This window comes from Thiocapsa sp. UBA6158, from assembly GCF_002423035.1.
Lineage (GTDB): Bacteria > Pseudomonadota > Gammaproteobacteria > Chromatiales > Chromatiaceae > Thiocapsa.
Window position 1 is genome coordinate 1 of record NZ_DIUM01000113.1, and the last position, 24,014, is coordinate 24,014.

The window sequence follows — 24,014 nt, forward strand, 5'->3', positions numbered from 1 at the left end:
AACGCATCAGTTTCGGTCACACCCTTCGTTCCTCCCTCGCCCCGCGCCGCGTCATGCTCGGCAGATCGACGCGGGAGTCGGCGCCGATCGGGTTGCCGCGAGCCATCGCGGGCGTCAAGATACCCGGCTGACACCAAATCGATTCGAAGACAAAGGAGACCCTGCATTGAACGAGCGCGCGATCCTGATCTGGGACCTACCGACCCGCCTCTTTCACTGGCTCCTCGCGTTGCTCGTTGCCGCGGCGTTCGTCACCGGTCTACAAGGCGGGAATCTGATGGTTTGGCACGGCCGCATCGGGCTTGCGATCCTGGGCCTGCTCGTCTTCCGCCTCGTCTGGGGCGTCGTAGGCTCGACCTACGCCCGATTCGGACACTTCGTGCGCGGACCCGGTGCAGTGATCGACTACCTGCGGGGTCGGTGGCAAGGACTCGGACACAGCCCTTTGGCGGCCCTATCCGTACTCGCCCTGCTCGGCCTGCTGCTGTTTCAGTCGATCAGCGGCCTCATGACCAATGACGATATCGCCTTCAGAGGCCCCCTTTACGATCTGGTCTCGAAGTCCACGAGCAACTGGCTGACCGGCCTGCATCGACAAAACGTGTGGTTGATCGGTGCACTGATCGCGCTGCACGTCGGCGCGGTCCTCTTCTATCGTTTCGTGCACAAGAACGATCTGGTCATGCCGATGATCCACGGGCGCAAGCGGATCTCGGGCAAGGCAGCGAGACCGGCGAGCGGCGGCGGCTGGCTCGCCTTCGTCGCGGCCTTGGCCATTGCCTTTGCCGCCGTGTGGATCGCCGACGGCGGGCTTCTTCCACCACCCCCACCGCCACCGCCACCCGGCAGCATCCCCAGTTGGTAAGGCAGATCGACACACAAACACGCGGCCGTCACCGGCAATCGAGTTGCCCGGCGGCCGATGTTCTGGTACTTAAGCGTGTTTTTCGCGGCAAGTCCGTCAATCGGATCGGGCGCATGCCATCCACGACAAGAGCCTTCGGGAGTACATTCATGGCCGAAGCGAACGCCACTCAAGCCAGCACATCCGAGTTCGAGCCCTACCGTCAGGGCACGAACGAGGACTACATGAGTCCCGAGCAGGAGGCGCATTTTCGCGAGATCCTCTTGGCCTGGAAGAAATCGCTCATGGAAGAGGTTGACCGTACCGTACACCACATGCAGGACGAGGCCACCAACTTCCCCGATCCAAACGATCGCGCCACCCAGGAGTCGGAGTTCAGCCTGGAGCTGCGCACGCGCGATCGCGAGCGCAAGCTGATCAAGAAGATCGACGAGGCGCTCGGTCGGATCGACGACCATGAGTACGGCTACTGCGAGGCCTGCGGGGTGGAGATCGGCATCCGTCGTCTCGAGGCACGGCCGACCGCCACACTCTGCATCGACTGCAAGACACTCGACGAGATCCGCGAACGGCAGCGCGGCTGAGCGATCGCGCGGGACCCCGGTCTCGGTTTTGAGCCGATGCACGGTCCCGCCGACCCCGATCCGACTGCCGCACCCGGCTCGGCCGCCTATCGCGGCCGCTTCGCCCCGTCCCCGACCGGTCCGCTCCATCTCGGCTCGCTCCTCGCCGCCGTAGCCAGCTACGCGGACGCCCGCGCCAACCGGGGCATCTGGCTGGTGAGGATCGAAGACATCGACCGCCCGCGCGAGGTCCCGGGGGCGGCCGACCTGATCCTCCGCACCCTGAGCGCGTTCGGGTTCGAATGGGACGAGGACGTGGTCTATCAAAGCCGACGAACCGACGCCTACCGAGACGCGCTCCACAGTCTCGCGGCTCGGGGCCTGACCTACCCCTGCGCCTGCACCCGCGCCGAGGTTGCCCGAGCCGGGCACGCCGGACCCGAAGGACCCGTCTACCCCGGCACCTGCCGCCGCGGACTCCCGCTCGGACGGCGCGCACGCACGGAGCGCCTCCGCACTCCGGCGGGCGCGTTCGTCTTCGAGGACCGAATCCAGGGGCCACAGGAGCAGAGCGTCCACGCGGCGGTCGGCGACTTCGTGCTGAGGCGCGCCGACGGGTTTCACGCCTACCAGCTCGCCGTCGTCGTCGACGATGCCCGGCAAGGGATCACACAGGTGGTGCGCGGTGCCGACCTGCTGCTCTCGACACCCCGCCAGATCCTGCTCCAACGTGCTTTGGGGTTCGACCAACCCGGCTACGCGCATGTCCCCTTGATACTGGACAGGGAGGGCCGAAAGCTCAGCAAGTCGCTGGCGGCCGCACCGGTGGACCCACGCGCCCCGCGGCCCGCATTGCGCGCGGCCTGGGCCCTGCTGGGACAAGACCCACCGCCCGCGGATCTTCACCCGGATGCCTTTTGGGATTGGGCAATCCCGCAATGGCGCCTCTCGCGAATCCCGGCCGAGACCTCGGTCGGATGCCCGATCACCGCGGGCGCCCCGCTCCTTCGCGCGCCCCTCGACCCCGAGACACCCTGATGGCCCTGAAAGCGACCGTCTTCAAAGCACAAATCCAGATCAGCGACATGGACCGTCACTACTACGAGAGCCACACCCTGACGCTGGCCCGGCACCCCTCCGAGACCGATGAGCGGATGATGGTCAGGCTCCTCGCCTTCGCACTCTATGCCGACCCGCAGCTCGCCTTCACCAAGGGGTTGAGCGCAGACGACGAGCCCGACCTGTGGCAACGCAGCCTAAGCGGAGAAATCGAACGCTGGATCGAGGTGGGACAGCCCGACGAGCGGCGCCTGCGCAAGGCGAGCGGTCGGGCGCGGGAGGTGGTCGTGATCACCTACGCCGGACGCGCAACGGAGCTTTGGTGGGAGCAGAACAGCGCCGGTCTCGCGCGCCTGCGCAACCTTCGGGTGGTGGATCTGAACAGCGGCGAGACCCGGGCCCTGACCGGTCTGGTCGAGCGCTCGATGGATCTTCAGTGCTCCATCGACGGCGGCGAGGTTTGGATCGGCAACGGCGTCGAGTCGGTGGCCCTGACCCCGAGCGTGCGCAAGGCATGCACGAACTGACAGCCAGCGGACCGGAAAGGGAGGACTGGAATCGGGTCGGAGCCGACAGCCCGGCTGCCGGCCCGCCGCGCCGCTATTGTTGCCCGAAGGCCCGCAGATAGGCCGAGAAGCGCTCACCGACCTCAGGGTGCGCCAAGCCGAACTCGACGTTGGCCTGGAGAAAGCCAAGCTTGCTGCCGCAATCGTAGCGTTTGCCCTGGAAGGGATAGGCGATCACCGGCTCGTCCTCGAGGAGCGCGGCGATGGCATCGGTCAACTGAATCTCCCCGCCCGCACCTGCTCGGGTCTGCTCGAGCTTCTCGAAGATCTTGGGCGTCAACAGATAACGCCCCACGACCGCGAGATTCGAGGGCGCATCGGCCGGCGCCGGCTTCTCGACGATCGAGACGACCCGCAGCTCACCGTCCGGGCCGGGCTCGACCTTCACGATGCCGTATTTGTTGGTCTCCTCGCGCGGGACCTCCTGGACACTCAGCACGCTGCAGCCGAAGCGTTCGTACACATCTGACATCTGCTCGACCACGCCCTTGCCTTGCGAGCGGATCAGGTCGTCGGCCAGCAAGACGGCAAAGGGCTCGTCGCCCACGACGGGCTTGGCACAGAGCACGGCGTGCCCGAGACCGAGCGCCTCGGCTTGGCGCACATAGATGCAGGTCACGCTCGGCGGCATCACATTCTGAACGATATCCAGAAGTTGCAGCTTACCTGAACTCTTGAGCTCCGCCTCGAGTTCGTAGGCCTTGTCGAAGTGGTCCTCGATCGAGCGTTTGTTGCGTCCGGTAATGAAGACCAGTTGAGTGGCGCCGGCCTCCTCCGCCTCCTCCGCTGCGTACTGGATCAAGGGTTTGTCGACGACCGACATCATCTCCTTGGGACTGGCCTTGGTCGCGGGCAGGAATCGCGTCCCGAGTCCTGCAACGGGGAACACTGCCTTTCGAATCTTCGCCATCGACTTGACTCCTGAAAGATCGATCTGATGAAACGGGCACCTCGGCCGAATCGACGAGATGCGCGGTTGAGACGGACTGCGGTTGCGCCGAACTTAGGCCACGAGTGAGTCCTCGATCGCCCGCAGCGCGGCAAGCGGATCCTCGGCCTCCGTGATCGGGCGTCCGATCACCAGGTCGTCCGCACCGGCGGCAAGCGCATCGCGAGGCGTCATGACACGCACCTGATCACCGAGCGACGCACCGGCGGGCCTGACGCCCGGCGTGACCAGCCGAAAATCCGGGCCCCGCGTCGCGCGGACAGCTGCCGCCTCCAAGGGCGAGCAGACGACCCCGTCGAGACCCGCGGCATGCCCGAGCGCGGCGAGCGCAAGCACGCGCTCGCCCGGCTCGCCGGGACAGCCGACGGCGCTCAGATCCTCCCGATTCAGACTGGTGAGCAAGGTCACGCCGATCAGCAACGGCCGGCTGGACAGGCGATCGAGCCGCGCGCGCGCGGCCTCGATCATCCGCGCCCCGCCCGAGATATGCAGGTTCACCATCCAGACCCCGAGATCCGCCGCCGCAGCGCAAGCACCCGCGACCGTGTTGGGGATATCGTGAAATTTCAGATCGAGAAAGACCTCGAACCCGCGAACCTGCAACACCTCCACGAACGCCGGCCCGCAGCGCGTAAACAGCTCCTTGCCGACCTTGACCCGACAGCGTGTCGGATCGAGACGCTCGACCAAGGCAAGGGCCTCGGTCTCGGTCGCGAAATCGAGCGCCACGATAATGCGTTTGGATTGCGTCACGTCCGGTCCTCGTGTGCTTGATCGGGTGTTCCGCGCCCGGTGTTCCGAACCACACGGCTGCGCCTTGTCCAACGACCCTCGGCCGATTCCCGCCGCGCCGAGATTGCGAGCAGGGGCGGAGAAATCCTGTTCAGATCCATCTCAGGGTCAGGCGAGACGTCGCTCATGCAGCACCTCCTCGCCGATGATCGGCTCCGGCTGAACGGGAACGACACTCCCCCAGGACCGGCAACTGGGACACTGCCAATGCAGCGAGCGCGCCTCGAACCCGCAGTGCTCGCAGCGATAAACCGCCTGCCGCGCGAGCAAATGCCGCGTCACGTCCAATGCGACACGCAGACGCTCGCCGTTCAAACCCTCACCCTGCGACGGTTCCTCGACCTGAAGCTCGAGGAGACGCTCGAGTGCTGCCAAATCCGCATGCCGAGACAGGTAGCGCGTCAGCAGATCCATCGCCGCCTCCCTGCCGCGGCTCTGGGCGAGGACATCCCCGAGACCGAGCGTCAGCGCCGGACTCGAATGCCGCTGCGCCAAGTCCTCGAGAACCGCGGGCACATCGTCGCGTCCGAGCTGCCGCAAGGCATCGATCAGCTCGGGCAGGATCTCCGGAACATAGGATGCGCGCTGCTCCGCCACGTGCATGAAGAGCGCAAGCGCACGCTGCGGATCGCCGTCCTCCAGCGCGGCACGCCCCTCGAGCATGGTGGCGCGGACGCACTCGGGATCGGCCTCCCGAGCCAGACTCAGTCGGGTCGTCGCTCGCGCCGCGTCGCCGCAGCGCCGGGCATCCTCCGCAAGCTCGCAGTGGTACTGGCCGATCGCGACCTTGATGGACGGATCGCTCGCCGGGTCGAGCAGCTCGGCGACCTCCAGGCAGCGTGCCCAGTCGCGCTCTTGCTCGTAGAGCTCGCGCAGACTCTGGAGCGCGCGCTGGCGGTGCAACCCGAGACCGACCAATTCCTGAAACAGGCATTCGGCGCGATCCAGCAAGCCGGCGCGCATGTAGTCCTGGCCGAGCTCGAACAGGGCATCGCCGCGCTGCTCGGCGGCCAGATTCTTCCGGGCGATCAAGTTCTGGTGGATGCGAATCGCCCGGTCGACCTCGCCGCGACGTCGAAACAGACTGCCGAGTGCGAGATGGGTTTCGACGGTCTCGCCGTCGACCTCGACGAGCTCCAGGAACATGTCGATGGCCTTGTCCGGCTGCTCCTCGACAAGGTAATTCAGACCCCGCAGAAATGCGGGGTGAGGCGGATGCCTGCGGTTGCGTCGAGCGGGCGCACCGCGACGTGCGACCCACCAACCGGAGGCCGCAGCAACGGGCAGGAGCAGAAACAGCAGCTCGATCAAGGGCGCCACCGACTGCGCATGAGAACGGATGGGACGCCCCCGCCGAGGACGGAGCCACGACCGCTCTGATATGCTGGTTCGGGTAAACTGGTCACGCCCCAAATGATACAGGCAACCCGCCCGGCCCGCATGAAGAAGCCGAGCGGATCCGCGACCGACGCAGCGCGCCCGGGTTGGGCATCCGACCCCTGGCCCCAACTTGAAGTTCGAATCTAGAGTTCGGAGCGCAGAGCCGACGGGCGCCTTGAACCGTCGGCACAGCCATCAGGAGTCACGAGCGTGCAGGAATTCACCGGGAAAACCGTTGTCGTTACCGGCGCCGCAGGAAATTTGGGCCGTGCTACGGCACTGGCCTTCGCCCGCCGAGGCGCCCGACTGGCCCTGATCGACCTGGACCCCGATGCCTTGGACTCGGTGCAGAATGCCTTGCCCGAGGGATGCGAGTCGGCCATCTTCGCAACCGACCTACTCGACCCCTCCGCGGTGTCGACCATGGTCTCCGGCGTGATAGACCGCTTCGGCGCCATTCATGTCCTGGCGAACATCGCCGGCGGCTTTGCGATGGGGCCGGCCATCCACGAAACGACCGACGCACAGTGGGATTCCTTGATGGATCTGAACCTGCGCACCGTCTTCAACTGCTGTCGGGCGGCGATACCCGAGATCCCGGACGGGAGCGGCGGGCGCATCGTCAACATCTCTGCCCGGGCGGCCGTTCGCGGGGCCGGGCACATGGGCCCCTACTGCGCGTCCAAGGCAGCCGTCATTACCCTGACCGAGAGCCTGGCCGAGGAGCTGAAGCAGCGCGGGATCACCGTCAACTGTATTCTACCCGGAACACTCGACACCCCCCAGAACCGCGCGGCCATGCCGGATGCGGATCACGACACCTGGGTCCCTCCGGATGCACTCGCCGAGGTCATCCTCTTTTTGGCCTCGGATGCCGCACGCTGCGTGACCGGCGCCGCGGTGCCGGTCTATGGAAGGAGCTAAGGCGCACCGTGCAGATTCAGACAAGACGGCGAAGCCGCAACGGCCACGACCGATCAGACGACGGATCGGTTCGACCCGACGACCGGAGAGACCCGCTTCGCCGCTGGGCGGCGACAGCGCTCCTCACGGTGGGCCTCGTCATCCAAAGTACCGCTGCCTTGTCTCTGGAGGAGGCGACCGAACAGCTTTTGATCGAGGCGGTCGAGGCCGCCTACGCAGTGGATCTCTATCATGCCCGCTGCCGCAGCGACGGCTCCAACCGTCGCACCGAGAACCTCAACAAGCTGCTCGCCAGCCGCATGCGCATGACCGTGCTGCGGGTCCAGGACGACGTCTTCCCGGAGCGCAATTATCGCAAGGTCCAGGAGCGCCTCCGGCGCGACTTCCTCGCCATGCTCGCCGAGAACGGCGGGTGCGCCGGGGTGAAGGACTCGGAGCTCCCCGCAGAGCTTCGAGCGCGTTACGACGAGAAGATGCGGGCCATCGAAGCGCTCCCCTGAGCACAGACGCGGACTGCGCCGCGCCGCACCCGATCGCTGCAGCGGCCTAACCTCAATGTGACTCTTCGGATGCGGGGCAGGCTTGCGGTGGCGAGCGATGGAGCGACTCCGCTTGGAGGACCTTCGACAGGGCCGACAAGCCCGCTGCGGCCTGCTTGAGTCGTTTCACATCCCCCGCGGAGAGGGTTGTCGCGGATTGCGGGAGATGCTCGACCAGGTCTCGGACTGATTCTATGTTGTCCTTGATTCCGTCGCGAATCGCCAGGATGCACACCAGTCGGGCGTCGACGGCCGAACGCAGCTCGGTTGCCGCGCGCGCGCACTCGCTTGCCTCGCGCGCGGCATGAAGATCGCGCAGGGCCACCGCCTCGCGCATCGCGCTGCGCCACCAGCCGACAAAGGTCGACTTATGATCGGCCAGCACATTGAGCGAAACGGCCATGGCGTCGATCTCGTCGCGCGCGCCGGGCACCGTCGGGATGCGCTCGCGGGGCGTCTCGGTCGTCATGCGATCGAGCAGTCCCGCAATCTTGCGCACCGGGCGGACGATCCTCGAGGTGATCATGACGGCGAAGACCGCCCCGAGCAGGGTCGCCCCGAGCGCGATCAAGACGTTGACCCGCGCCCGCGCGGCCGCGTTCTGCGCGATCTCATCGGTCATCGACGCCATCAGACGACTGGCTTCGACAAGGTTCGCTTCGACCAGCGGCGTGATACGCCCGGCCGCGACGTCCATGGCATCCGCGAGCCTCTCGATCCGGCGGTCCTGCTCGACCAGCGCATGAAAATCTTGCCCGTAAGCGGCAAGTCGGTCGCTCAACGCCTCTCGCTCGCGCTCGGCGATCGGAGCCTGTGCAACGCTCTCGGCGGTCTCGGTCAGGATCTCCTCCACCAGCGCGACGTAGGTCTCGTCGCCGCGCAGCAGATAATCCTTCTCGCGTCGCCGCAGCTGGAGAATCGCGATCTCGAGCCCAGTCGCCTGCTCGACCGATCCGGCCAGCGCCTCCAGCTCATGCGCGGTCCGGCGAAACGCACCCTGCAGTCCGCTGTTCTCGTCGAGCCCGTTGATCCGCCATGCCTCGACAAGCTCCTCGAAGCTCGACAGATAATCGGCGGCCAGCGTTCGAATCTCGGTCGCGGCGCGCTGCGAGGTCTCGTCGAGACGCGCGAGCCCGGCGGCCTCGACCTCCAAGGCACCCGCTTCGCGCCCCACCTCGGCAACCGCATCGAGATCTCGGGTTGCGAGAAACGCCGACTGAGCCGCGCGGATGGCGCCGAGATGTCGTTCGATGCCGAAGGCATAAGACTGACGTGCGCCGTAGACGGCGTACAGACGCTCGTAGTCCGCACTCAGGCGTGCCAATGCGAGCTGATCGTAAAGGATGACTCCGAGAAAGATCAGGATCACCAGACCGAATCCCAGCCCGACCTTCTCACCGATACGCAATCTGCTCGCGAGTCTGCTCACCCTGCCTCCCGGGCCCGACATGGCCGGTCGATCCCCCGTCTCTCAATCGATCGGACGCCAGCTTACCCTAACCCGGCAAAGCCGGAACCAAATAAACGCCGTCGAAAGCTCTGCTCGTTGGCGTTGCGCAGCCACGATGCGGTTGATGCTCATCGGCAGGAATGCGACGCTTGGGCCATCGAGCGGATGCTGCGTCGTGACTCAGACCCGGAGGGTCGTTCAAACAGCCCATGTCGAACCCGAGCCACGCCAAGCGCAAAGGCTTCCTCAGACATTTTCGCGGTCTGATCCGCGAGGCCGCCCCCTGCGCCGACCTCGACCTTCGCGGCTCGCTTCGATTGGGCAAGTCGACGGTGAGGCTCCCGCCTCCCGCGCTGCCCCTGCAGATCCTCCTCGGCGGCGAGCAGGGCTATCGGCTCCATCTCTATCCGGAGCCGGTGCTCGATGCGGAAAGCCGCTTCGAGCACCGCGGCAGCTATCTCCTGGTCGATCCCATGACCTATTTCTCCGATATCAGCGGATTCATCCGACTGAGCGATGGCGAGACACTGAACCTGGGACGCGACGACCCGACGCAACGCCTACTGCTGCGTTACCCGCGTGCCGTCGAGCCGCGACACCTGCGCCTGAAACTCTCGGCGGACGAACTGGCCATCAAGAACAAGTCCAGGGCGGCGGGCGTCTGTATCGCCCCCTTGGCCGCGACCGATCTCATGGAGCGCATGATGCGTTGGCGCCGCCTGGCGCTCGCGCGCCTGGCTCGGGTGCTCGACGGACCGATCGAGCCCTTGGCGCGCGCGCCCGCCCTGAACCTGATCGAGCAGGTCATCGCGTTGATGGATCAGGAGCCCTATCGCGCGCTCAATCGTCTGGGCCAACCCGGCGGTCTCTTGATCCTGCCCGATCGCGCAACCCCCATCTTCGTCGGCGATCTGCGCGCTCGGATCGACAACCTGCTCGTGATCCTGACCCAGAACGCCTTTCTTCAGGCCCTCGAGGAGGGCAGCGCCATCCTGATCATCCTCGGCAGCGCCGTTCATCCGGACCGGCCCGAGCAGGCCGCCGAGATGGACGGCTCCATCCTGATGATGGATCTGATCTTTCGCCTCAAGCTGCGGTTTCCCGAACGGGTCTTCTATCTGCGGGGCCATCACGACAGCTTTTCCGAGGCGATCAGCTATGCCGGATTGCCGCAAGGATCCCTCTGGGAGGATGCCCTGCATCAGGCTCGGGGAGCGGACTATCGGGATGCGATGCAGCGTTTTTATGCCCGCCTGCCTTTGGTGGCCGTCACCTCGCGTTACCTCGCCGCGCATGCCGCACCGCCCATCGAGGCCGAGGGATGGCAGACGCTCGTCGATATCGACCGGCATCCGGATCTGGCCGACCGCATTGCTCGGGTGCGCCATCCCTCCGAACCTGCCCCGAGCGGCGCTTATGGGCGGCGCGAGATGAGCCGCATGTTTCGACGCCTCGGCCTCGCGGAGAACGCCGTCTGCGTGCTCGGGGGTCGCCCGGCGCATTCGCCCGGCCATCGCGCGCGAGACACCGAAGACCTCGAGCAACATCGGCGGGTTTTCAGTGCCGATCCGCACTGGGTCGGCACCCTCACGCGCGCCCATAAGCGGCTGCTGCCGCTGTGCTATCCGGCCGAGCCCCTTCTGGAGGTCTACAACCGGCTCGTACACACTGCAGGTGCGGGACACACACAGACTCGAGGGCTCACGAGCCCCGTTCAGCCGACCCCGCCTCGGCCGAAAGACGCCCCCGAGGAGGTGCCGCGATGACCCCCGAGGTCACCGAGGCGCTGACGCCGGCGACCCAATGGTGGACGATGGCGATGAGTCTCTTCGGCGGGCTTGCACTCTTTCTCTACGGCATGGACCAGATGGCCGAGGCGCTCAAGGCGGTCGCCGGGGAGCGGATGAAGGACATCCTGGCCAAGCTGACCGCCAACCGCTTCATGGGCGCCATCACCGGCGCCTTCGTCACGGCCGTCATCAACTCCTCTTCCGTGACGACGGTCTTGGTGGTGGGCTTCATCAGCGCCGGACTCATGACCTTGAGTCAATCCGTCGGCGTCATCATGGGCGCCAACATCGGCTCCACCATGACCGCGCAACTGATCGCCTTCCAGATCACCGAGGCGGCCCTGCTGATGATCGGCATCGGCTTCCTGATGCAGTTTGCATCCACGCAAGAGGCGATGCGCCAATACGGCGGCATCCTCATGGGCTTGGGTCTGGTGTTCTTCGGCATGAGCATCATGAGCGATGCGATGGGGCCGTTGCGGACCTACGAGCCCTTCCTGGAGTTTGTCCGGAGGCTCGAGAATCCGGCAATCGGCATCCTGGTCGCCGCCGTCTTCACCGGGGTGATCCAATCCTCGGCCGCCACCATGGGCATTGCGATCGTCATGGCGAGCCAGGGTCTCATCAATCTCCCCACCGGGATCGCGCTTGCACTCGGGGCCAATATCGGGACCTGCGGCACCGCATTGTTGGCGGCCATCGGCAAACCGCGCGATGCGTTGCGAGCCGCCTTGGTACACGTCATCTTCAACGTCTGCGGCGTCCTGATCTGGGTCAGCTTCATCGGACAGCTTTCGGGCTTTACGCAGCTGATCTCGCCCACCCATCCCGAGCTGTCGGGAACCGCGCGACTCGCCGCCGAGGTCCCGCGGCAGATCGCCAATGCGCATACCCTGTTCAATGTCGCCAATACACTGCTCTTTATCGGCCTGACCACGCAGTTCGCACGCCTCGTACAGTGGCTCGTTCCGGACAAACCGCCGGGCGCAGAGGCACTGGTGGTGCGCGCAAAGTACTTGGACGAGGAGTTGATCTCCACGCCGTCTTTGGCGCTCGATCGGGTGCGCCTGGAGGTCCTTCACATGGGCGAGTGCGTGGACAAGATGATGTCGCGCATCATGCCGGCGATCCTCAGCGGCAATCGCCGAACGCTTCGCGAGATCGAGCTGATGGACAACGACGTCGACACGCTACACGCCCAGATCATTACCTATCTGGGCAAGATCAGCCGTCTCTCGCTCACCGAGAAGCAGACGGCGACACTGATGCGCCTGATGGCGGCGGTGAATGATCTGGAAAACATCGGCGACGTCGTCGAAACCAACCTCATCGTGCTCGGCCGCGAGCGCATCGATGCGGGCGTTTCCATCAGCGTGCCGACCCGCCAGGTCCTCATGGGCTTTCACCAAGTCGTGACACGCTCGGTCGCCGCTGCGGTCCAGGCCGTCGCGCAGAACAACGAGCTGGCCGCGCGCAGCGTGACCTCCATGAAGCAGGAGATCCAACATATCGCCGACTCCGCGGCCATTCATCAAGCGCAACGCCTCGTCGCGGAAGAACCGAATCGCATCCCCGCCTACACGATCGAGATCGACATCATCGAGAAGCTCAAGCGGATCTACTACTTCGCCAAACGGATGGCCAAGACGGTCGAGACGGAGGAGGAGAATGTGTCTTGACGGGGGCGGTTGCGTCTCGAGCGATGCCGACCTCATCGGCAGAATCTACGCTGCCGGAGGATACGACGTTTCGTGCAGGCACAGCGGCGATACGCGACAACCAGTGCGATCGAGTGCGTTGTTCATCATCCCGATCGAGGCGCGACCTCCCCTTCACGGCAGCGCAAGCCGCAATGCGGGCGGAGCCGGAACCGCCGCCGCATCCTGGAACTGCAACGACGCCAGACGCGCATAGAGCCCGTCCTCGGCCATCAACGCCTCATGGCGCCCGCTCGCGACGATCCGACCCTGATCCAAGACCAGGATGCGGTCGGCCGTGCGCACGGTCGCCAGCCGATGGGCGATGACGATACTGGTGCGGCCCTGCATCAGATGCTCCAACGCCTCCTGTACCAGCCGCTCGCTTTCGGCATCCAGTGCATTGGTCGCCTCGTCGAGCAACAAAAGGACCGGATTGCGCAGCACGGTGCGTGCGATGGCGATACGCTGACGCTCGCCGCCCGAGAGCCTGACCCCGCGCTCGCCCAGAAAGGTATCGAAACCCTGCGGTAAGCGGTCGAGAAACTCGGCCGCGTGGGCGGCCTCGGCGGCGCGGCGCACATCCTCGTCGCTCGCATCGACGAGGCCGTAACGGATGTTTTCCCAGGCATTCGCCCCGAAGATGACCGGATCCTGCGGGACCAGCGACATGTGACGGCGCAGCTCGGCGGGGGCCAGATCGCGCAAATCCACCCCGTCGAACCGGACCGCGCCGGCGACCGGATCGTAGAAGCGCAACAGCAGTTGAAAGAGGGTCGACTTGCCTGCGCCGGAGGGGCCGACCAGCGCCACCCGCTCGCCGGGCTCGATGACCAGGTCCAGGCGATCGAGCGCCGGGGTGTCCGGGCGCGCCGGATAGAGGAAGCGCACCGCATCGAACTGGACGCGCCCGCGCACCGGATCCGGCAATGCCTTCGGCTCGGGCGGTGTGCGAATACTCGGCTCGGACTTCAGCAACTCCATCAGGCGCTCGCTCGCGCCCGCGCCCCGCAACAACTGGCCCATCAGCTCGCTCAGGGAACCGACCGACCCGGCGACCACCACGGCGTAGAAGAGAAAGGCCGAGAGTTCGCCCCCGCTGATGGCGCCGGCCAGGACCTGCCGACCGCCGACCCAGAGCACCACCCCGATGGCACCAAAGGTCAGGAGGGTCGATACCGCCGCCAGCAAGGCGCTGGTTTGGGAACGCCGTGCCGCAACCTCGAAGGCGGATTCCACCTGCGTGCCGTAGCGCTCCCGATCGATCGGCTCGTGACAACAGGCCTGCACCGTGCGAATCCCGTGGATCACCTCGTCGACATAGGCCCCCACATCGGCGATCCGATCCTGGCTGTCGCGCGACAGTCGGCGCACCCGATGCCCCAAGAGCCAGGCCGGGAGGATCACGAAGGGCACCCCGAGCAGCACCAGACCGGTCAGGGCCGGACTGGTGATCGCGAGCATGACGATGCCGCCGATCATCAGGAGCCCGGTGCGCAGCACCATCGCCAGGGTCGAGCCGACCACGACCTGCAGCAATGCGGTGTCGCTGGTCAGACGCGAGATGACCTCGCCGACCCGAGTTGTCTCGAAGAACCCGACATCGAGCGACAACACCCGATCGAAGACGCTCTTGCGGATATCCGCCACCACCCGCTCGCCGATCCAGTTGAGCAGATAGCTGCGCACCCCCACCGCGATGCCGGTGGCCAGGACCACAGTCAAAAACAGCATCAACGCCTGATCCAACGCCTGTGTCGAGCCGCTGGTCAGGCCCGAATCAACCAGTGTGCGGATCACCTGACCGAAGGCGAGCACCGAGCCGGCCCCGACGAAAAGGGCCACCAATGCCCCCGCGAGCTGCCAGCCGTAGGGCCGCGTGAAACCAAGCAGCCGCCGCAGCGCTCCAAGATTACGTGTACCGGGACGGTCGTTGGATGTTGCAACCTGCTCGTGCATGGGTGTGATCTCGTTGGGACGACAGCGGATGATCTCCGCTCGATGTCGAAGGATGCGGCGCCCGAGCGGACGCAGCCCGAGCATTCGGCTCGGACTGCGTGCCGCCGATTCCCACTAGGCCCATCGGGTAGCCCTCTGCTAACCTCGCAGGAACCGAGTCGCGGTCGGCGACCGTGTCCGGACCGAGGCAGGGAACGCCGACAACACAGCAGGAGCCCATTCCCCACCACCGAGGGAGCTCGAAGAGACGATGAAGACGATTCAACAACTACTCGGCGATAAAGGCTCGCAAATTTGGTCGATTGGCCCCGATGCAAGCGTCTACGACGCACTCGTGCTCATGGCCGAGAAGCAGATCGGCGCGCTGCTGGTCATGGACGACGGCGGCATGATCGGTCTGATCTCGGAGCGCGACTACGCGCGCAGCGTCATCTTGAGGGGGCGCACATCCAAGGAGACGCGCGTGCGCGAGGTCATGACCAAGCGCGTGGTCTGCACGCATCCGGATCAGAGCCTGGAAGAGGCGATGGCCCTGATGACGGAGAAGCGCGTGCGCCATCTCCCGGTCATCGCCGACGGCAAGGTCATCGGCCTCATCTCGATCGGCGATCTGATCAAATCCATCATCTCGGAGGACAAGTTCATCATCGAGCAGCTCGAGCACTATATCAGCAGCGGCTGATATCCGGACCTCACAACTCGTGGCCGAATCGAGGCTCTCGCTCGATTCGGATATCTGAACCACGACGAGGCGACGACGCAAAGCCAGGGCTGCCCCCGAACCGCATACCCGTATCTTTGCCCCTTTCGCACCCTTGTGGTTCAACCCGGTTTCTCGAGCACATCGAACAGACAGCCCTTCCCGCACATGACGGACCCACCCAAGCCGATCTCGCCCACAGCACCGCCGAGGCCGGATCTCATCTGCCGTGATGGATCGGGAGCAGTCGTGTCCTTCGGCGCGACAGCCTGCATGCCGCAGGAGCGTCTCGGATCCGCGACGCACCTGTTCCCCCACCCGCGGCCTCCGGCCCCCGGCCATCACCGCAGTCCAACACGCTTTGCCATCGGCATCGCTCGAAATCACTGAAACAGCTGCCGACCCCGCAGGTGGCTCGGGAGGAACCATCCGGGATGATCGAGTCTCACCGCTATCGCTCCGACATCGACGGCTTGCGTGCGCTTGCGATCGCGCCGGTCGTTTTGTTCCACGCGAACATTCCGGGGTTCAGCGGCGGCTTCATCGGGGTCGATGTCTTCTTCGTGATCTCCGGGTATCTGATCACCTCGATCATCGAGCGCGAGATCCGCGAGGGCCGCTTCTCCCTGCAGGGATTCTACGAGCGACGCATCCGGCGCATCCTGCCCGCGCTGTTTGCGATGCTGTCGGTCTCCGCGCTGGCGGCATACCTGATTCTCTACCCCGCGCAGGCCCAAGGCTTCGCGCGATCCCTGATCGCGGCGACCCTGTTCGTGTCGAGCATCCTGTTTCAGGGCGAGGTCGGCTATTTCGACCAGGAGGCCGAGCTCAAGCCGCTCCTGCATACCTGGTCGCTCTCGGTGGAAGAGATCTTCTACATCCTCTACCCATTGCTTCTGTGGCTCGCCTGGCGCCGGTTTCGAGGTCACCAGGCGACACTCGTCGCGGGGATTGCGGCACTGTCCTTTGCCGCAACAGTCATCGCCTTGTGGATCGACAGGCAATCCACCGCGGCCTTTTTCCTGCCGCATTTTCGCGCTTGGGAGCTGCTGATCGGCGCACTCGTGGCGCTTGCCCCGCTGCGCCTACCGAATGGTCGCGCCTTCGCCGCCATCCTCTCGATCGTCGGCCTGTCGATGATCGTCGTACCCGTCTATGCCTATTCGCAGACCACGACCTTTCCGGGGCTCGCCGCACTGCCGCCCTGTATCGGTACGGCGCTCGTGATCCTCGCCGGACAACGTCATCCCTCGCCGGTCGGACGAATGCTGTCCTGGCGCCCGATCCTCCTCTTGGGCCTGATCTCCTATTCACTCTATCTCTGGCATTGGCCGATCTTCGTCTTCGCTCGGCACATCCTGGGCCGCGAGCCCCTGCTCGGCGAGTCACTCGCGTTGATCGCGGCGAGCCTGATCGCAGCGGTTCTGTCCTGGCGGTTCGTCGAGCGTCCCTTCCGGGGTCGCTCCGGCCTGCTGCAGCGCCCTGCGCTCTTTGCTGCGGCCGCTCTGGCAGCGCTGGTTCTGACCGGCATCGGCCTGCATGGGCAGCAGACCGGCGGCTGGCTCGGACGTTACGCGCCGGAACTCGTCGACATCTTCACCGCAACGCAGGATCGCGACCCGCGTCAGCCCGAGTGCGAAAGCGTGCGGGCCGATACCCCGGGCTGTATTTATGGCGAGGCGGATGCGCCGCCCGTTGTCGCGCTCTTGGGGGATAGTCACGCCGCGGTCTATGCGATGGTGTTGGGCGAGCTGGCGCAAGCGCGCGGTGAATCCGTGCTGAGCCTGGCCATGCCGATCTGCCCGCCGGCGTTGGGCTGGGCCGGCGAGCCCTTGTCCTGGCGGGAGGATTGCGGGCTGTTTCAGCAGCTCGCCTTGGAGCGAATCATCGCCACTGCGAGTATTCACACGGTCGTGCTGGCGGCCTGGTACCGGATCTATCCGTTCGATGATCCGAACCGCGAATTTGCACTTGCAATGGAGGAGGCGATCGAGCGACTGATCTCGGCGGGCAAACGGGTCGCGCTGGTCTATCCGATACCACAGCCCGACGCCGACGTGCCGACGACGTTGGCCGAAGCGATCCTCGAGGGCCGGGATCCGAATCTGATCCGACAACCACTCGAGCAGTTCCACGCCGACCAGGGCGGGGTCTTCGCCATGCTGGACGGGCTCGACCGGCATGCGTCGCTCATCCGCATCTATCCGCACCTGGTCTTGTGTCCGGGCCCCGATTGCCTGTTCTACCGGGGCGGGCGCGTCCTTTATTACGACGACAATCATCTGAGCGTCACGGGTGCCGCGTTGTTGCGCCCGCGGTTTGCGCCGCTGTTCGATGTTTCGGAGCAGCAGGAGGATCGACGCTAGCGCGCGAGCCCGGAAAGCGCTCGGATCGCATCGCGATTGGTCCAAGAGCTCGCAAGAGCGAGTGCCGGGACGGCCCGGAGCCAGCGGTACTCGACATGCTCCCGCGGATCGAGCCGGATTAGGCGCCGGGTCTCCAGAACCACGGCGAACCAGTATTCGCGGTTGAAGCAAACATTGGGTGCATAGCGTTTGCGCCAGGCGCGGATGATCGAGAAAAGTACGGAGTGATGCAGGTCGATCAGCGTACCGCCGGCAAGCAGACCGGTCTCCTCGTAAAGCTCGCGTGCCGCAGCGTGGCGAGGCGTCTCGCCCGGGGCGAGGCTCCCGGTGACCGATTGCCAAAAGCCGGCCGGGCGGGTCCGCCTCAGGAGCAGGAATTCCCCGCCCCGGGTGAAGATGACCACGAGAACCGACTGAGGACGCTTGCGTGTTTCATCTGACATGGACGCGTGCTCCGAAACCTCGTCGCCGCCCTCGGAGCCCGACGGCCCGATCGGCTCGGCCATCGACCGAGCCACAGGACCGCCGCCCTGACCGTCCATCATCGCGATAGACTCCACGGGCATCACGGGCAGGGGCATCACAGGCTTTAGGCCCGCAGCCTGATTCGCAGCGCAAGCTCCTTGAGCTGATTCTCGTCTACGGCCGACGGGGCATCGGTGAGCAGACAGGCGGCACTCTGGGTCTTGGGGAAGGCCATGACGTCGCGGATCGAGGTCGCGCCGGTCATGAGCATCACCAGACGATCCAGACCGAAGGCAATGCCGCCATGCGGCGGACAGCCGAATCGCAACGCCTTGAGCAAGAAACCGAAACGGTCCTCGGCCTGTTCGTCGGTGATGGCCAGCAGCTTGAAGACCTGCCGCTGGACGGCATCGCGATGAATACGGATGGAGCCGCCGCCGATCTCGGTGCCGTTCAGGACCATGTCGTAGGCGCGCGAGAGACAGGCGCCCGGATTGCTTTCGAGCAGATCCAACTGCTCCTCCTTCGGCGCCGTGAAGGGATGGTGCAGGGCCACCCAGCGCTGATTGACGGCATCGCGCTCGAACATCGGGAAGTCCACCACCCACACCGGATGCCACCCCTCGGCGAGCAGCCCGCGGTCCTGACCGAGCCGCACCCGCAGCGCACCCATCGACTCGTTGACCACGGTGGTCTTGTCGGCGCCGAAGAAGATGAGATCCCCGTCGACGGCCTCGGTCCGGGTCATGATGGCATCCACCGCGCTGTCCGGCAGGAACTTGAGGATCGGCGACTGCAGGCCCTCGCGACCCTTCTCCGCCCAGGCGTTGACCTTGATATAGGCCAGACCCTTTGCGCCGTAGATGCCGACGAACTGGGTGTAGCCGTCGATCTCTTTGCGCGAGAGTTCGCCGCCGCGCGGCAGACGCAGGGCTACGACGCGGCCGTCCGGATCCTGCGCCGGCTCGGCGAAGACCTTGAAGTCGACCCCGGCCATGAGGTCGCCGACATCGATCAGCTCCAGGGGCACGCGCAGGTCCGGGCGGTCCGAGCCGAAGCGGCGCATCGCCTCGGCATAGGTCAGACGCGGGAAGGGATCCGGCAGCTCGACACCCTGCACGTCGCGGAAGAGCGTGCGGATCATGGTCTCCATGATCGCCATCAACTCGTCCTCGGTCATGAAGGAGACCTCGATGTCGAGCTGGGTGAACTCGGGCTGACGATCGGCGCGCAGATCCTCGTCCCGGAAGCAGCGGGCGATCTGATAGTAGCGGTCCATGCCGGACATCATGAGCAGCTGCTTGAAGAGCTGCGGCGACTGAGGCAGCGCAAAGAACTCGCCCGGATGGGTACGGCTGGGCACCAGATAGTCGCGCGCGCCCTCGGGCGTGGACTTGGTCAGGATCGGGGTCTCGATATCCAGAAAACCCTGCGCATCCAGGAAATAGCGCATCGCCTGGGTCACCCGGCTGCGGGTGCGTAGACGCGCCTGCATCTCGGGGCGACGCAGGTCCAGATAGCGGTAGCGCAGACGCAGCTCCTCGGAAGCGTCGGCCCCGTGCTCGTCGAGCTGGATCGGCGGGGTCTCGGAGGCGTTGAGGATCTCCAGATCCAGGCCCAGCACCTCGATCTCGCCGGTCGGCAGGTCCGGGTTGACGGTTCCCGCCGGACGCGCGCGCACCCGGCCCGTGACCTTGAGCACGTATTCGCTGCGGGCCTGCTCGGCGCGGGCGAAGACCTCGCGGCGATCCGGATCGAAGACGATCTGCACCAGACCTTCGCGATCACGCAGATCGATAAAGATCACCCCGCCATGATCCCGACGCCGATGCACCCAGCCGCACAACACGACCTCCTGGCCCTCATGGCGGCTGTTCAGTTCTCCACAGTACTGCGTGCGCATCGTCGTCTCGCCTCGTGTCTTCGCATCGAGCGACGCAAAAGCGCATCGCTCGATGAGGTCTAGTGCGTGATGGGGTGGGGAAAGGTCGGTCGCCGCGTCGGGCTCAAGCCGCGGGCTTTTTTTCGACCGGCTTCGGTTTTGGCGTGGCGCTCGCATCCGGCTTCGCCGTGGTGGTGCCGCCCTTCTCGCCCGAGCCAGCACCCGACCCGGACGCCGCACTGTCGGCCGATTTGGTCTCCTTCTTCTCGCCGCCGTCGTGCAGATTCTTTTGGTTCGACTTCTTGAAGTCGGTCTCGTACCAACCGCCACCCTTCAACCTGAAGGCGGCTGCGGAGATCTGTTTGCGCAGCGTCGGCTGACCGCACGCGGGGCAGTCGACCAGGGGCGGATCGCTGATCTTCTGAATCTGCTCAAGCTCATGACCGCAGGCCTCGCAGCGGTACTCGTAGATCGGCATCGTTCGTTCCTCAACAAAAGCAAGCTGGCGCCAATTATCAGGCGTTTCCGAGAGATTGCATACCACACGAGGCTGACCGGCACATCGGCGACAACCGCCTCGCAATCGGTCTCGTGTTAAATTAAACCGCGCCTGGAGCGGTATGCGATGTTTTCGAATGGGAGAGATCCCCGCAGACTTGACAACCGCCGGAGCTGACTCGGTTTAATATATTAAAAAATATAGCATTTTAAACCGCATCCCCGCCAAGAGCCATGGATACGGACAACGTCAAGCTCACTCGAAAACGAGCATCTCGCTCTGGACGCGGTGTAACGAAGAACGTTATCAATTGTAGGTTGGGCAAAGCGCAGCGTGCCCAACGGCTCACTGTGATGCCGGCGCGGGTTGGGTACGCGTTGCTTTGCCCAACCGACCAAGTCATGTTGATTTTGAAACGTTTCCAAAAGTGACGAACCATGGCCACGCCGAGTCGATCGACACCCTCGATGATGTCGCCAGGCAATCGATCCATCCTCATCACCGGCTGCTCCAGCGGCATCGGGCTCACCTGCGCGCTGGGCCTGGTAAAGCGCGACTGGCTGGTCATCGCCTCCGCGCGCAACACCGAAGACGTGTCCCGGCTGAAAGAGCAGGGTCTCACGGCCGTTCAGCTCGACCTGGACGACTCCGAGAGTATCGCGAACGCCCTCGCGCAGACGCTGGACATCACGGGCGGACGGCTCGATGCGCTCTTCAACAATGGCGCCTACGGACAATCGGGCGCGGTCGAGGACCTGACCCGAGAGGTGCTGCGCGCACAGCTGGAGACCAATTTGCTGGGCTGGCATGATCTGACCTGCCGCGTGATCCCGATCATGCGCCGGCAAGGCCATGGCCGCATCGTTCAGAACAGCTCCATCCTGGGCTTCATCCCGCTCCCCTATCGCGGCGCCTATGTGGCCAGTAAATACGCGCTCGAAGGGCTCACGGATACCCTGCGTCTGGAACTGCGCGGCAGCGGCATCTCGATCTCTTTGATCCAGCCCGGCCCGATCCTGAGCCGCTTTCGCGAGAACGCCTACCTCGCACTGAAAGCGAACATCGACACCGAGCACAGTGTCCACCACGACGCCTATGCGCGTGCGCAGCAGCGGCTCACCAAGACAGGAGCCGCCCAGCCCTTCACGCTCCCGCCCGAGTCCGTATTGAAGGCACTCATCCATGCCCTGGAGAGCCCACGCCCGCGGATTCGCTATGCGGTCACCTTTCCCACTCACCTCTTCGGCGTGCTCACACGGATCCTGCCCGACAGCGCTCTGGACTGGGTCATCGCGCGCATCTCACGCGGCGGCGCCGGGTAGCCTAAAAGGACCACCAGCGACATCTGGTGGATGCGGCGCGGCCAACGTCATCGCCAATCGCCAGCCACCGAGCGCGCGCCTTATCCACCCAAAACATCCGTTTAAACCGCGTCCCGCCGACGCCCCGGAGATCAGCCAAGGCAGCCCCATCAACCGCCATTGCATGAACCGCCAGACGCGGTTTAAACGTACTTCACCTCCAGAATCTCGAACTCCCGCACCCCACCCGGCACCTGCACCGAGGTGACATCCCCCTCGCTCTTGCCGATCAGGCAGCGGGCAATGGGCGAGCCGACCGAGATCTTGCCCTGTTTGAGATCCGCCTCGTCCTCGCCGACGATCTGGAAGCTGTGCTCCACATCCTTATCCAGCTCCAGCACCTGCACGGTGGCGCCGAAGACGACGCGGCCACTAGCGGCAAGCTGCGTCACGTCGATGATCTGGGCGTTCGACAGCTTGCCCTCGATCTCCTGGATGCGTCCTTCGACGAAACCCTGCTGCTCGCGCGCGGCGTGATACTCGGCGTTCTCCTTCAAATCGCCGTGTGCGCGCGCCTCGGCGATCGCCTCGATGATCCGGGGGCGCTCGATACGCTTGAGCCGCTCGAGCTCTTCGCGCAATTTCTCAGCGCCTCCGACGGTCAGAGGAACCTGATTCATCGAATTCTCCAGGTTGAAACCTCCCCCTTCAGGGGGATCATGCCGCACGGAAGAGCCGTAACCTCTTCCGTGCCGTATCGCCCGGCTTGGCCGGGCGTGGATTGAAACATGGGTGATTTCCTCGTCTGGATGCACCGCCTTCGTCACAGTCGCGGATCGGGCCGGAGGCCCTCGGCGGGTCGGATCTTAGGGGTGTCGCATAGAAACAGTCGCGGGCGCCGAAGGGCGCCCGCGAGATCGGTCAGGACAAATCTTGTAACCGATTGACGCTCAGAATGTCCAGCTGTTTCAGCGCCAGACAGGTCGCCTCGGCGCCGGAGATGGTCGTGGTATAGCAGACCTTGTGCTGGAGCGCGGAGCGGCGGATCGCCGCCGAATCGGCGATGGCCTGAGAGCCCTCGGTCGTGTTGACGATAAAGTCGACCTCGTTGTTCTTGATCATATCGACGACATGCGGACGTCCCTCGGCGACCTTGTTGATACCGATACAGTCCAGACCAGCCTCGCGCACCGACTGTGCGGTGCCATGAGTGCCGTAGAGCGTAAAGCCGAAGGCGACGAGGTCGCGCGCAACCCGGATCAGGCGTGCGCGGTCGGCCAGGCGAACGCTCAGGAGCGCCGTTCCGCCGAGTCGCGGCAAGAGCGTCCCCGCCCCTTCCTGCGCCTTGGCATAGGCCTCGCCGAAGGACTCGCCGACACCCATCACCTCGCCGGTGGACTTCATCTCGGGGCCGAGCTGGGTATCCACGCCCGGGAATTTGATGAAGGGGAAGACCGCCTCTTTGACGAAATAGTGCTTGGGCATGCGCTCGCGACGCAAACCCTGCTCGGCGAGCGTCTTGCCGACCATGCAGCGCGCGGCGACCTTTGCGAGCGGCAAACCGATCGCCTTGGAAACGAAAGGGACGGTGCGGGAGGCACGCGGATTGACCTCGAGGATGTAGACATCCTCGCCCTTGACGGCGAACTGCGCATTCATCAGGCCGACGACCTTCAGCGCGTGCGCCATCTGCGCCATCTGCTCGCGCATCCGATCCTGGATCGAGGGGGACAGGGTGTAGGGCGGCAGCGAGCAGGCCGAGTCCCCGGAGTGCACGCCGGCCTGTTCGATATGCTCCATGATGCCGCCGATCAGCACGTCCTTGCCGTCACAGATGGCATCGATATCGACCTCGATGGCGTCGTCGAGAAAACGATCGAGCAGGACCGGGGATTCGTTCGAGACCCGCACCGCCTCGCGCATATAACGGTTCAGCTCGGACTCGTCGTAGACGATCTCCATCGCCCGCCCGCCCAGCACATAAGAGGGACGCACCACCAGCGGATAACCGATCCGGGTGGCCCGCTCGATCGCCTCGGCCTCGCTGCGCGCGGTCGCGTTCGGTGGTTGGCGGATCCCCAGCTCCTGGATCATCTGCTGGAAGCGCTCGCGATCCTCGGCCAGATCGATACTGTCCGGGCTGGTGCCGATGATGGGCACGCCGGCGGCTTCCAGATCGCGCGCGAGCTTCAAGGGGGTCTGACCGCCGTATTGGACGATGACGCCGAGCGGCTTCTCCTTGGCGACGATCTCGAGCACGTCCTCCAG

Annotated in this window: 21 protein-coding genes; 11 read left to right on the plus strand and 10 right to left on the minus strand. The window is 65.1% G+C overall.

The features are described 5' to 3' along the window. Window positions 1-166: 166 nt before the first annotated feature. The 4 genes from B4N44_RS15455 to B4N44_RS15470 all read left to right on the plus strand — a co-directional run bounded on the left by B4N44_RS15455 (window position 167) and on the right by B4N44_RS15470 (window position 3,014). Window positions 167-865: a cytochrome b/b6 domain-containing protein gene (locus B4N44_RS15455; RefSeq protein WP_296702600.1), complete on the plus strand. Its 699-nt coding sequence runs from the start codon at window positions 167-169 to the stop codon at window positions 863-865. Between the two features lie 149 nt (window positions 866-1,014). Next, a complete protein-coding gene (dksA, locus tag B4N44_RS15460) occupies window positions 1,015-1,449 on the plus strand; it encodes an RNA polymerase-binding protein DksA (RefSeq protein WP_296702602.1) in 435 nt (144 codons plus the stop codon). Between the two features lie 36 nt (window positions 1,450-1,485). Next, complete coding sequence (gluQRS, locus tag B4N44_RS15465) at window positions 1,486-2,466, plus strand: tRNA glutamyl-Q(34) synthetase GluQRS (RefSeq protein WP_296702604.1); 981 nt, start codon at window positions 1,486-1,488, stop codon at window positions 2,464-2,466. Next, on the plus strand, window positions 2,466-3,014 hold the full coding sequence (locus B4N44_RS15470; protein WP_296702607.1) for a YaeQ family protein: 549 nt from the start codon (window positions 2,466-2,468) through the stop codon (window positions 3,012-3,014). The genes gluQRS and B4N44_RS15470 overlap by 1 nt, the downstream gene beginning before the upstream one ends. A gap of 73 nt (window positions 3,015-3,087) precedes the next feature. Here the strand turns inward: B4N44_RS15470 and galU are convergent, their stop codons facing one another. From galU to lapB, 3 genes are all read right to left on the minus strand, one after another. After that, on the minus strand, window positions 3,088-3,963 hold the full coding sequence (gene galU, locus B4N44_RS15475) for a UTP--glucose-1-phosphate uridylyltransferase GalU (RefSeq protein WP_296702609.1): 876 nt from the start codon (window positions 3,961-3,963) through the stop codon (window positions 3,088-3,090). A gap of 93 nt (window positions 3,964-4,056) precedes the next feature. Next, window positions 4,057-4,755 carry an orotidine-5'-phosphate decarboxylase gene (gene pyrF, locus B4N44_RS15480; RefSeq protein ID WP_296702612.1) on the minus strand — a complete coding sequence of 233 codons (699 nt, stop codon included), beginning with the start codon at window positions 4,753-4,755 and terminating at the stop codon, window positions 4,057-4,059. A 147-nt stretch (window positions 4,756-4,902) separates the two neighbouring features. Further along, window positions 4,903-6,105, minus strand: a complete 1,203-nt coding sequence (gene lapB / locus B4N44_RS15485) for a lipopolysaccharide assembly protein LapB (RefSeq protein WP_296702614.1) — start codon at window positions 6,103-6,105, stop codon at window positions 4,903-4,905. A gap of 279 nt (window positions 6,106-6,384) precedes the next feature. Between lapB and B4N44_RS15490 the strand changes: the two genes are divergently transcribed. Together B4N44_RS15490 and B4N44_RS15495 are read left to right on the plus strand one after the other, a co-directional pair. Continuing rightward, on the plus strand, window positions 6,385-7,098 hold the full coding sequence (locus tag B4N44_RS15490; protein ID WP_296702617.1) for an SDR family oxidoreductase: 714 nt from the start codon (window positions 6,385-6,387) through the stop codon (window positions 7,096-7,098). Window positions 7,099-7,226: 128 nt separating this feature from the next. After that, a complete protein-coding gene (locus B4N44_RS15495) occupies window positions 7,227-7,598 on the plus strand; it encodes a hypothetical protein (protein ID WP_296702619.1) in 372 nt (123 codons plus the stop codon). Window positions 7,599-7,650: 52 nt separating this feature from the next. On the opposite strand, the gene B4N44_RS15500 is transcribed toward B4N44_RS15495, so the two are convergent. Then, a complete protein-coding gene (locus tag B4N44_RS15500) occupies window positions 7,651-9,066 on the minus strand; it encodes a hypothetical protein (RefSeq protein ID WP_296702620.1) in 1,416 nt (471 codons plus the stop codon). 230 nt (window positions 9,067-9,296) lie between these two features. Here B4N44_RS15500 and B4N44_RS15505 point away from each other — a divergent pair, with 230 nt between their 5' ends. Both B4N44_RS15505 and B4N44_RS15510 read left to right on the plus strand, forming a co-directional pair. Next, on the plus strand, window positions 9,297-10,853 hold the full coding sequence (locus B4N44_RS15505) for a metallophosphoesterase (protein WP_296702622.1): 1,557 nt from the start codon (window positions 9,297-9,299) through the stop codon (window positions 10,851-10,853). Further along, window positions 10,850-12,556 (plus strand): Na/Pi cotransporter family protein, encoded by a 1,707-nt coding sequence (locus tag B4N44_RS15510; protein ID WP_296702624.1) that lies wholly within the window; start codon window positions 10,850-10,852, stop codon window positions 12,554-12,556. The genes B4N44_RS15505 and B4N44_RS15510 overlap by 4 nt, the downstream gene beginning before the upstream one ends. 153 nt (window positions 12,557-12,709) lie before the next feature. Here B4N44_RS15510 and B4N44_RS15515 read toward each other — a convergent pair whose 3' ends face one another. Next, window positions 12,710-14,533: an ABC transporter transmembrane domain-containing protein gene (locus B4N44_RS15515; RefSeq protein ID WP_296702627.1), complete on the minus strand. Its 1,824-nt coding sequence runs from the start codon at window positions 14,531-14,533 to the stop codon at window positions 12,710-12,712. Window positions 14,534-14,783: 250 nt separating this feature from the next. On the opposite strand from B4N44_RS15515, the gene B4N44_RS15520 reads away from it, so the two are divergent. Beyond that, window positions 14,784-15,215, plus strand: coding sequence for a CBS domain-containing protein (locus tag B4N44_RS15520; RefSeq protein ID WP_296702630.1), 432 nt, complete (start codon window positions 14,784-14,786; stop codon window positions 15,213-15,215). 452 nt (window positions 15,216-15,667) lie between these two features. After that, window positions 15,668-17,599 carry an acyltransferase family protein gene (locus B4N44_RS15525; RefSeq protein WP_296702632.1) on the plus strand — a complete coding sequence of 644 codons (1,932 nt, stop codon included), beginning with the start codon at window positions 15,668-15,670 and terminating at the stop codon, window positions 17,597-17,599. Here the strand turns inward: B4N44_RS15525 and nudB are convergent. From nudB to B4N44_RS15540, 3 genes are all read right to left on the minus strand, one after another. After that, window positions 17,596-18,042, minus strand: a complete 447-nt coding sequence (gene nudB / locus B4N44_RS15530) for a dihydroneopterin triphosphate diphosphatase (protein WP_296702635.1) — start codon at window positions 18,040-18,042, stop codon at window positions 17,596-17,598. The two genes, B4N44_RS15525 and nudB, sit on opposite strands and share 4 nt — an antisense overlap. A 146-nt stretch (window positions 18,043-18,188) precedes the next feature. Further along, entirely contained in the window at window positions 18,189-19,967 is a 1,779-nt protein-coding gene (gene aspS, locus B4N44_RS15535; protein WP_296702637.1) for an aspartate--tRNA ligase, read from the minus strand. 103 nt (window positions 19,968-20,070) lie between these two features. Next, window positions 20,071-20,424 (minus strand): FmdB family zinc ribbon protein, encoded by a 354-nt coding sequence (locus tag B4N44_RS15540; protein WP_296702639.1) that lies wholly within the window; start codon window positions 20,422-20,424, stop codon window positions 20,071-20,073. Window positions 20,425-20,912: 488 nt separating this feature from the next. Here B4N44_RS15540 and B4N44_RS15545 point away from each other — a divergent pair, with 488 nt between their 5' ends. Next, a complete protein-coding gene (locus B4N44_RS15545) occupies window positions 20,913-21,767 on the plus strand; it encodes an SDR family oxidoreductase (protein ID WP_414718161.1) in 855 nt (284 codons plus the stop codon). 182 nt (window positions 21,768-21,949) lie between these two features. Here B4N44_RS15545 and greA read toward each other — a convergent pair whose 3' ends face one another. Both greA and carB read right to left on the minus strand, forming a co-directional pair. Continuing rightward, window positions 21,950-22,426, minus strand: a complete 477-nt coding sequence (gene greA / locus B4N44_RS15550; protein ID WP_296702641.1) for a transcription elongation factor GreA — start codon at window positions 22,424-22,426, stop codon at window positions 21,950-21,952. A gap of 241 nt (window positions 22,427-22,667) precedes the next feature. Next, window positions 22,668-24,014: carbamoyl-phosphate synthase large subunit (carB, locus tag B4N44_RS15555; protein WP_296702644.1), on the minus strand; the 1,347-nt coding region annotated here is incomplete at its 5' end.

What these genes read in the sequence shown, in the direction of transcription:
- dksA (WP_296702602.1), top strand. Translation starts at nt 1,015, where the DNA reads ATGGCCGAAGCGAACGCCACTCAAGCCAGCACATCCGAGTTCGAGCCC.
- gluQRS (WP_296702604.1), top strand. Translation starts at nt 1,486, where the DNA reads ATGCACGGTCCCGCCGACCCCGATCCGACTGCCGCACCCGGCTCGGCC.
- B4N44_RS15470 (WP_296702607.1), top strand. Translation starts at nt 2,466, where the DNA reads ATGGCCCTGAAAGCGACCGTCTTCAAAGCACAAATCCAGATCAGCGAC.
- galU (WP_296702609.1), bottom strand. Translation starts at nt 3,963, where the DNA reads ATGGCGAAGATTCGAAAGGCAGTGTTCCCCGTTGCAGGACTCGGGACG.
- B4N44_RS15505 (WP_296702622.1), top strand. Translation starts at nt 9,297, where the DNA reads ATGTCGAACCCGAGCCACGCCAAGCGCAAAGGCTTCCTCAGACATTTT.
- B4N44_RS15510 (WP_296702624.1), top strand. Translation starts at nt 10,850, where the DNA reads ATGACCCCCGAGGTCACCGAGGCGCTGACGCCGGCGACCCAATGGTGG.
- B4N44_RS15515 (WP_296702627.1), bottom strand. Translation starts at nt 14,533, where the DNA reads ATGCACGAGCAGGTTGCAACATCCAACGACCGTCCCGGTACACGTAAT.
- B4N44_RS15520 (WP_296702630.1), top strand. Translation starts at nt 14,784, where the DNA reads ATGAAGACGATTCAACAACTACTCGGCGATAAAGGCTCGCAAATTTGG.
- B4N44_RS15525 (WP_296702632.1), top strand. Translation starts at nt 15,668, where the DNA reads ATGATCGAGTCTCACCGCTATCGCTCCGACATCGACGGCTTGCGTGCG.
- nudB (WP_296702635.1), bottom strand. Translation starts at nt 18,042, where the DNA reads ATGTCAGATGAAACACGCAAGCGTCCTCAGTCGGTTCTCGTGGTCATC.
- aspS (WP_296702637.1), bottom strand. Translation starts at nt 19,967, where the DNA reads ATGCGCACGCAGTACTGTGGAGAACTGAACAGCCGCCATGAGGGCCAG.
- B4N44_RS15540 (WP_296702639.1), bottom strand. Translation starts at nt 20,424, where the DNA reads ATGCCGATCTACGAGTACCGCTGCGAGGCCTGCGGTCATGAGCTTGAG.
- B4N44_RS15545 (WP_414718161.1), top strand. Translation starts at nt 20,913, where the DNA reads ATGATGTCGCCAGGCAATCGATCCATCCTCATCACCGGCTGCTCCAGC.
- greA (WP_296702641.1), bottom strand. Translation starts at nt 22,426, where the DNA reads ATGAATCAGGTTCCTCTGACCGTCGGAGGCGCTGAGAAATTGCGCGAA.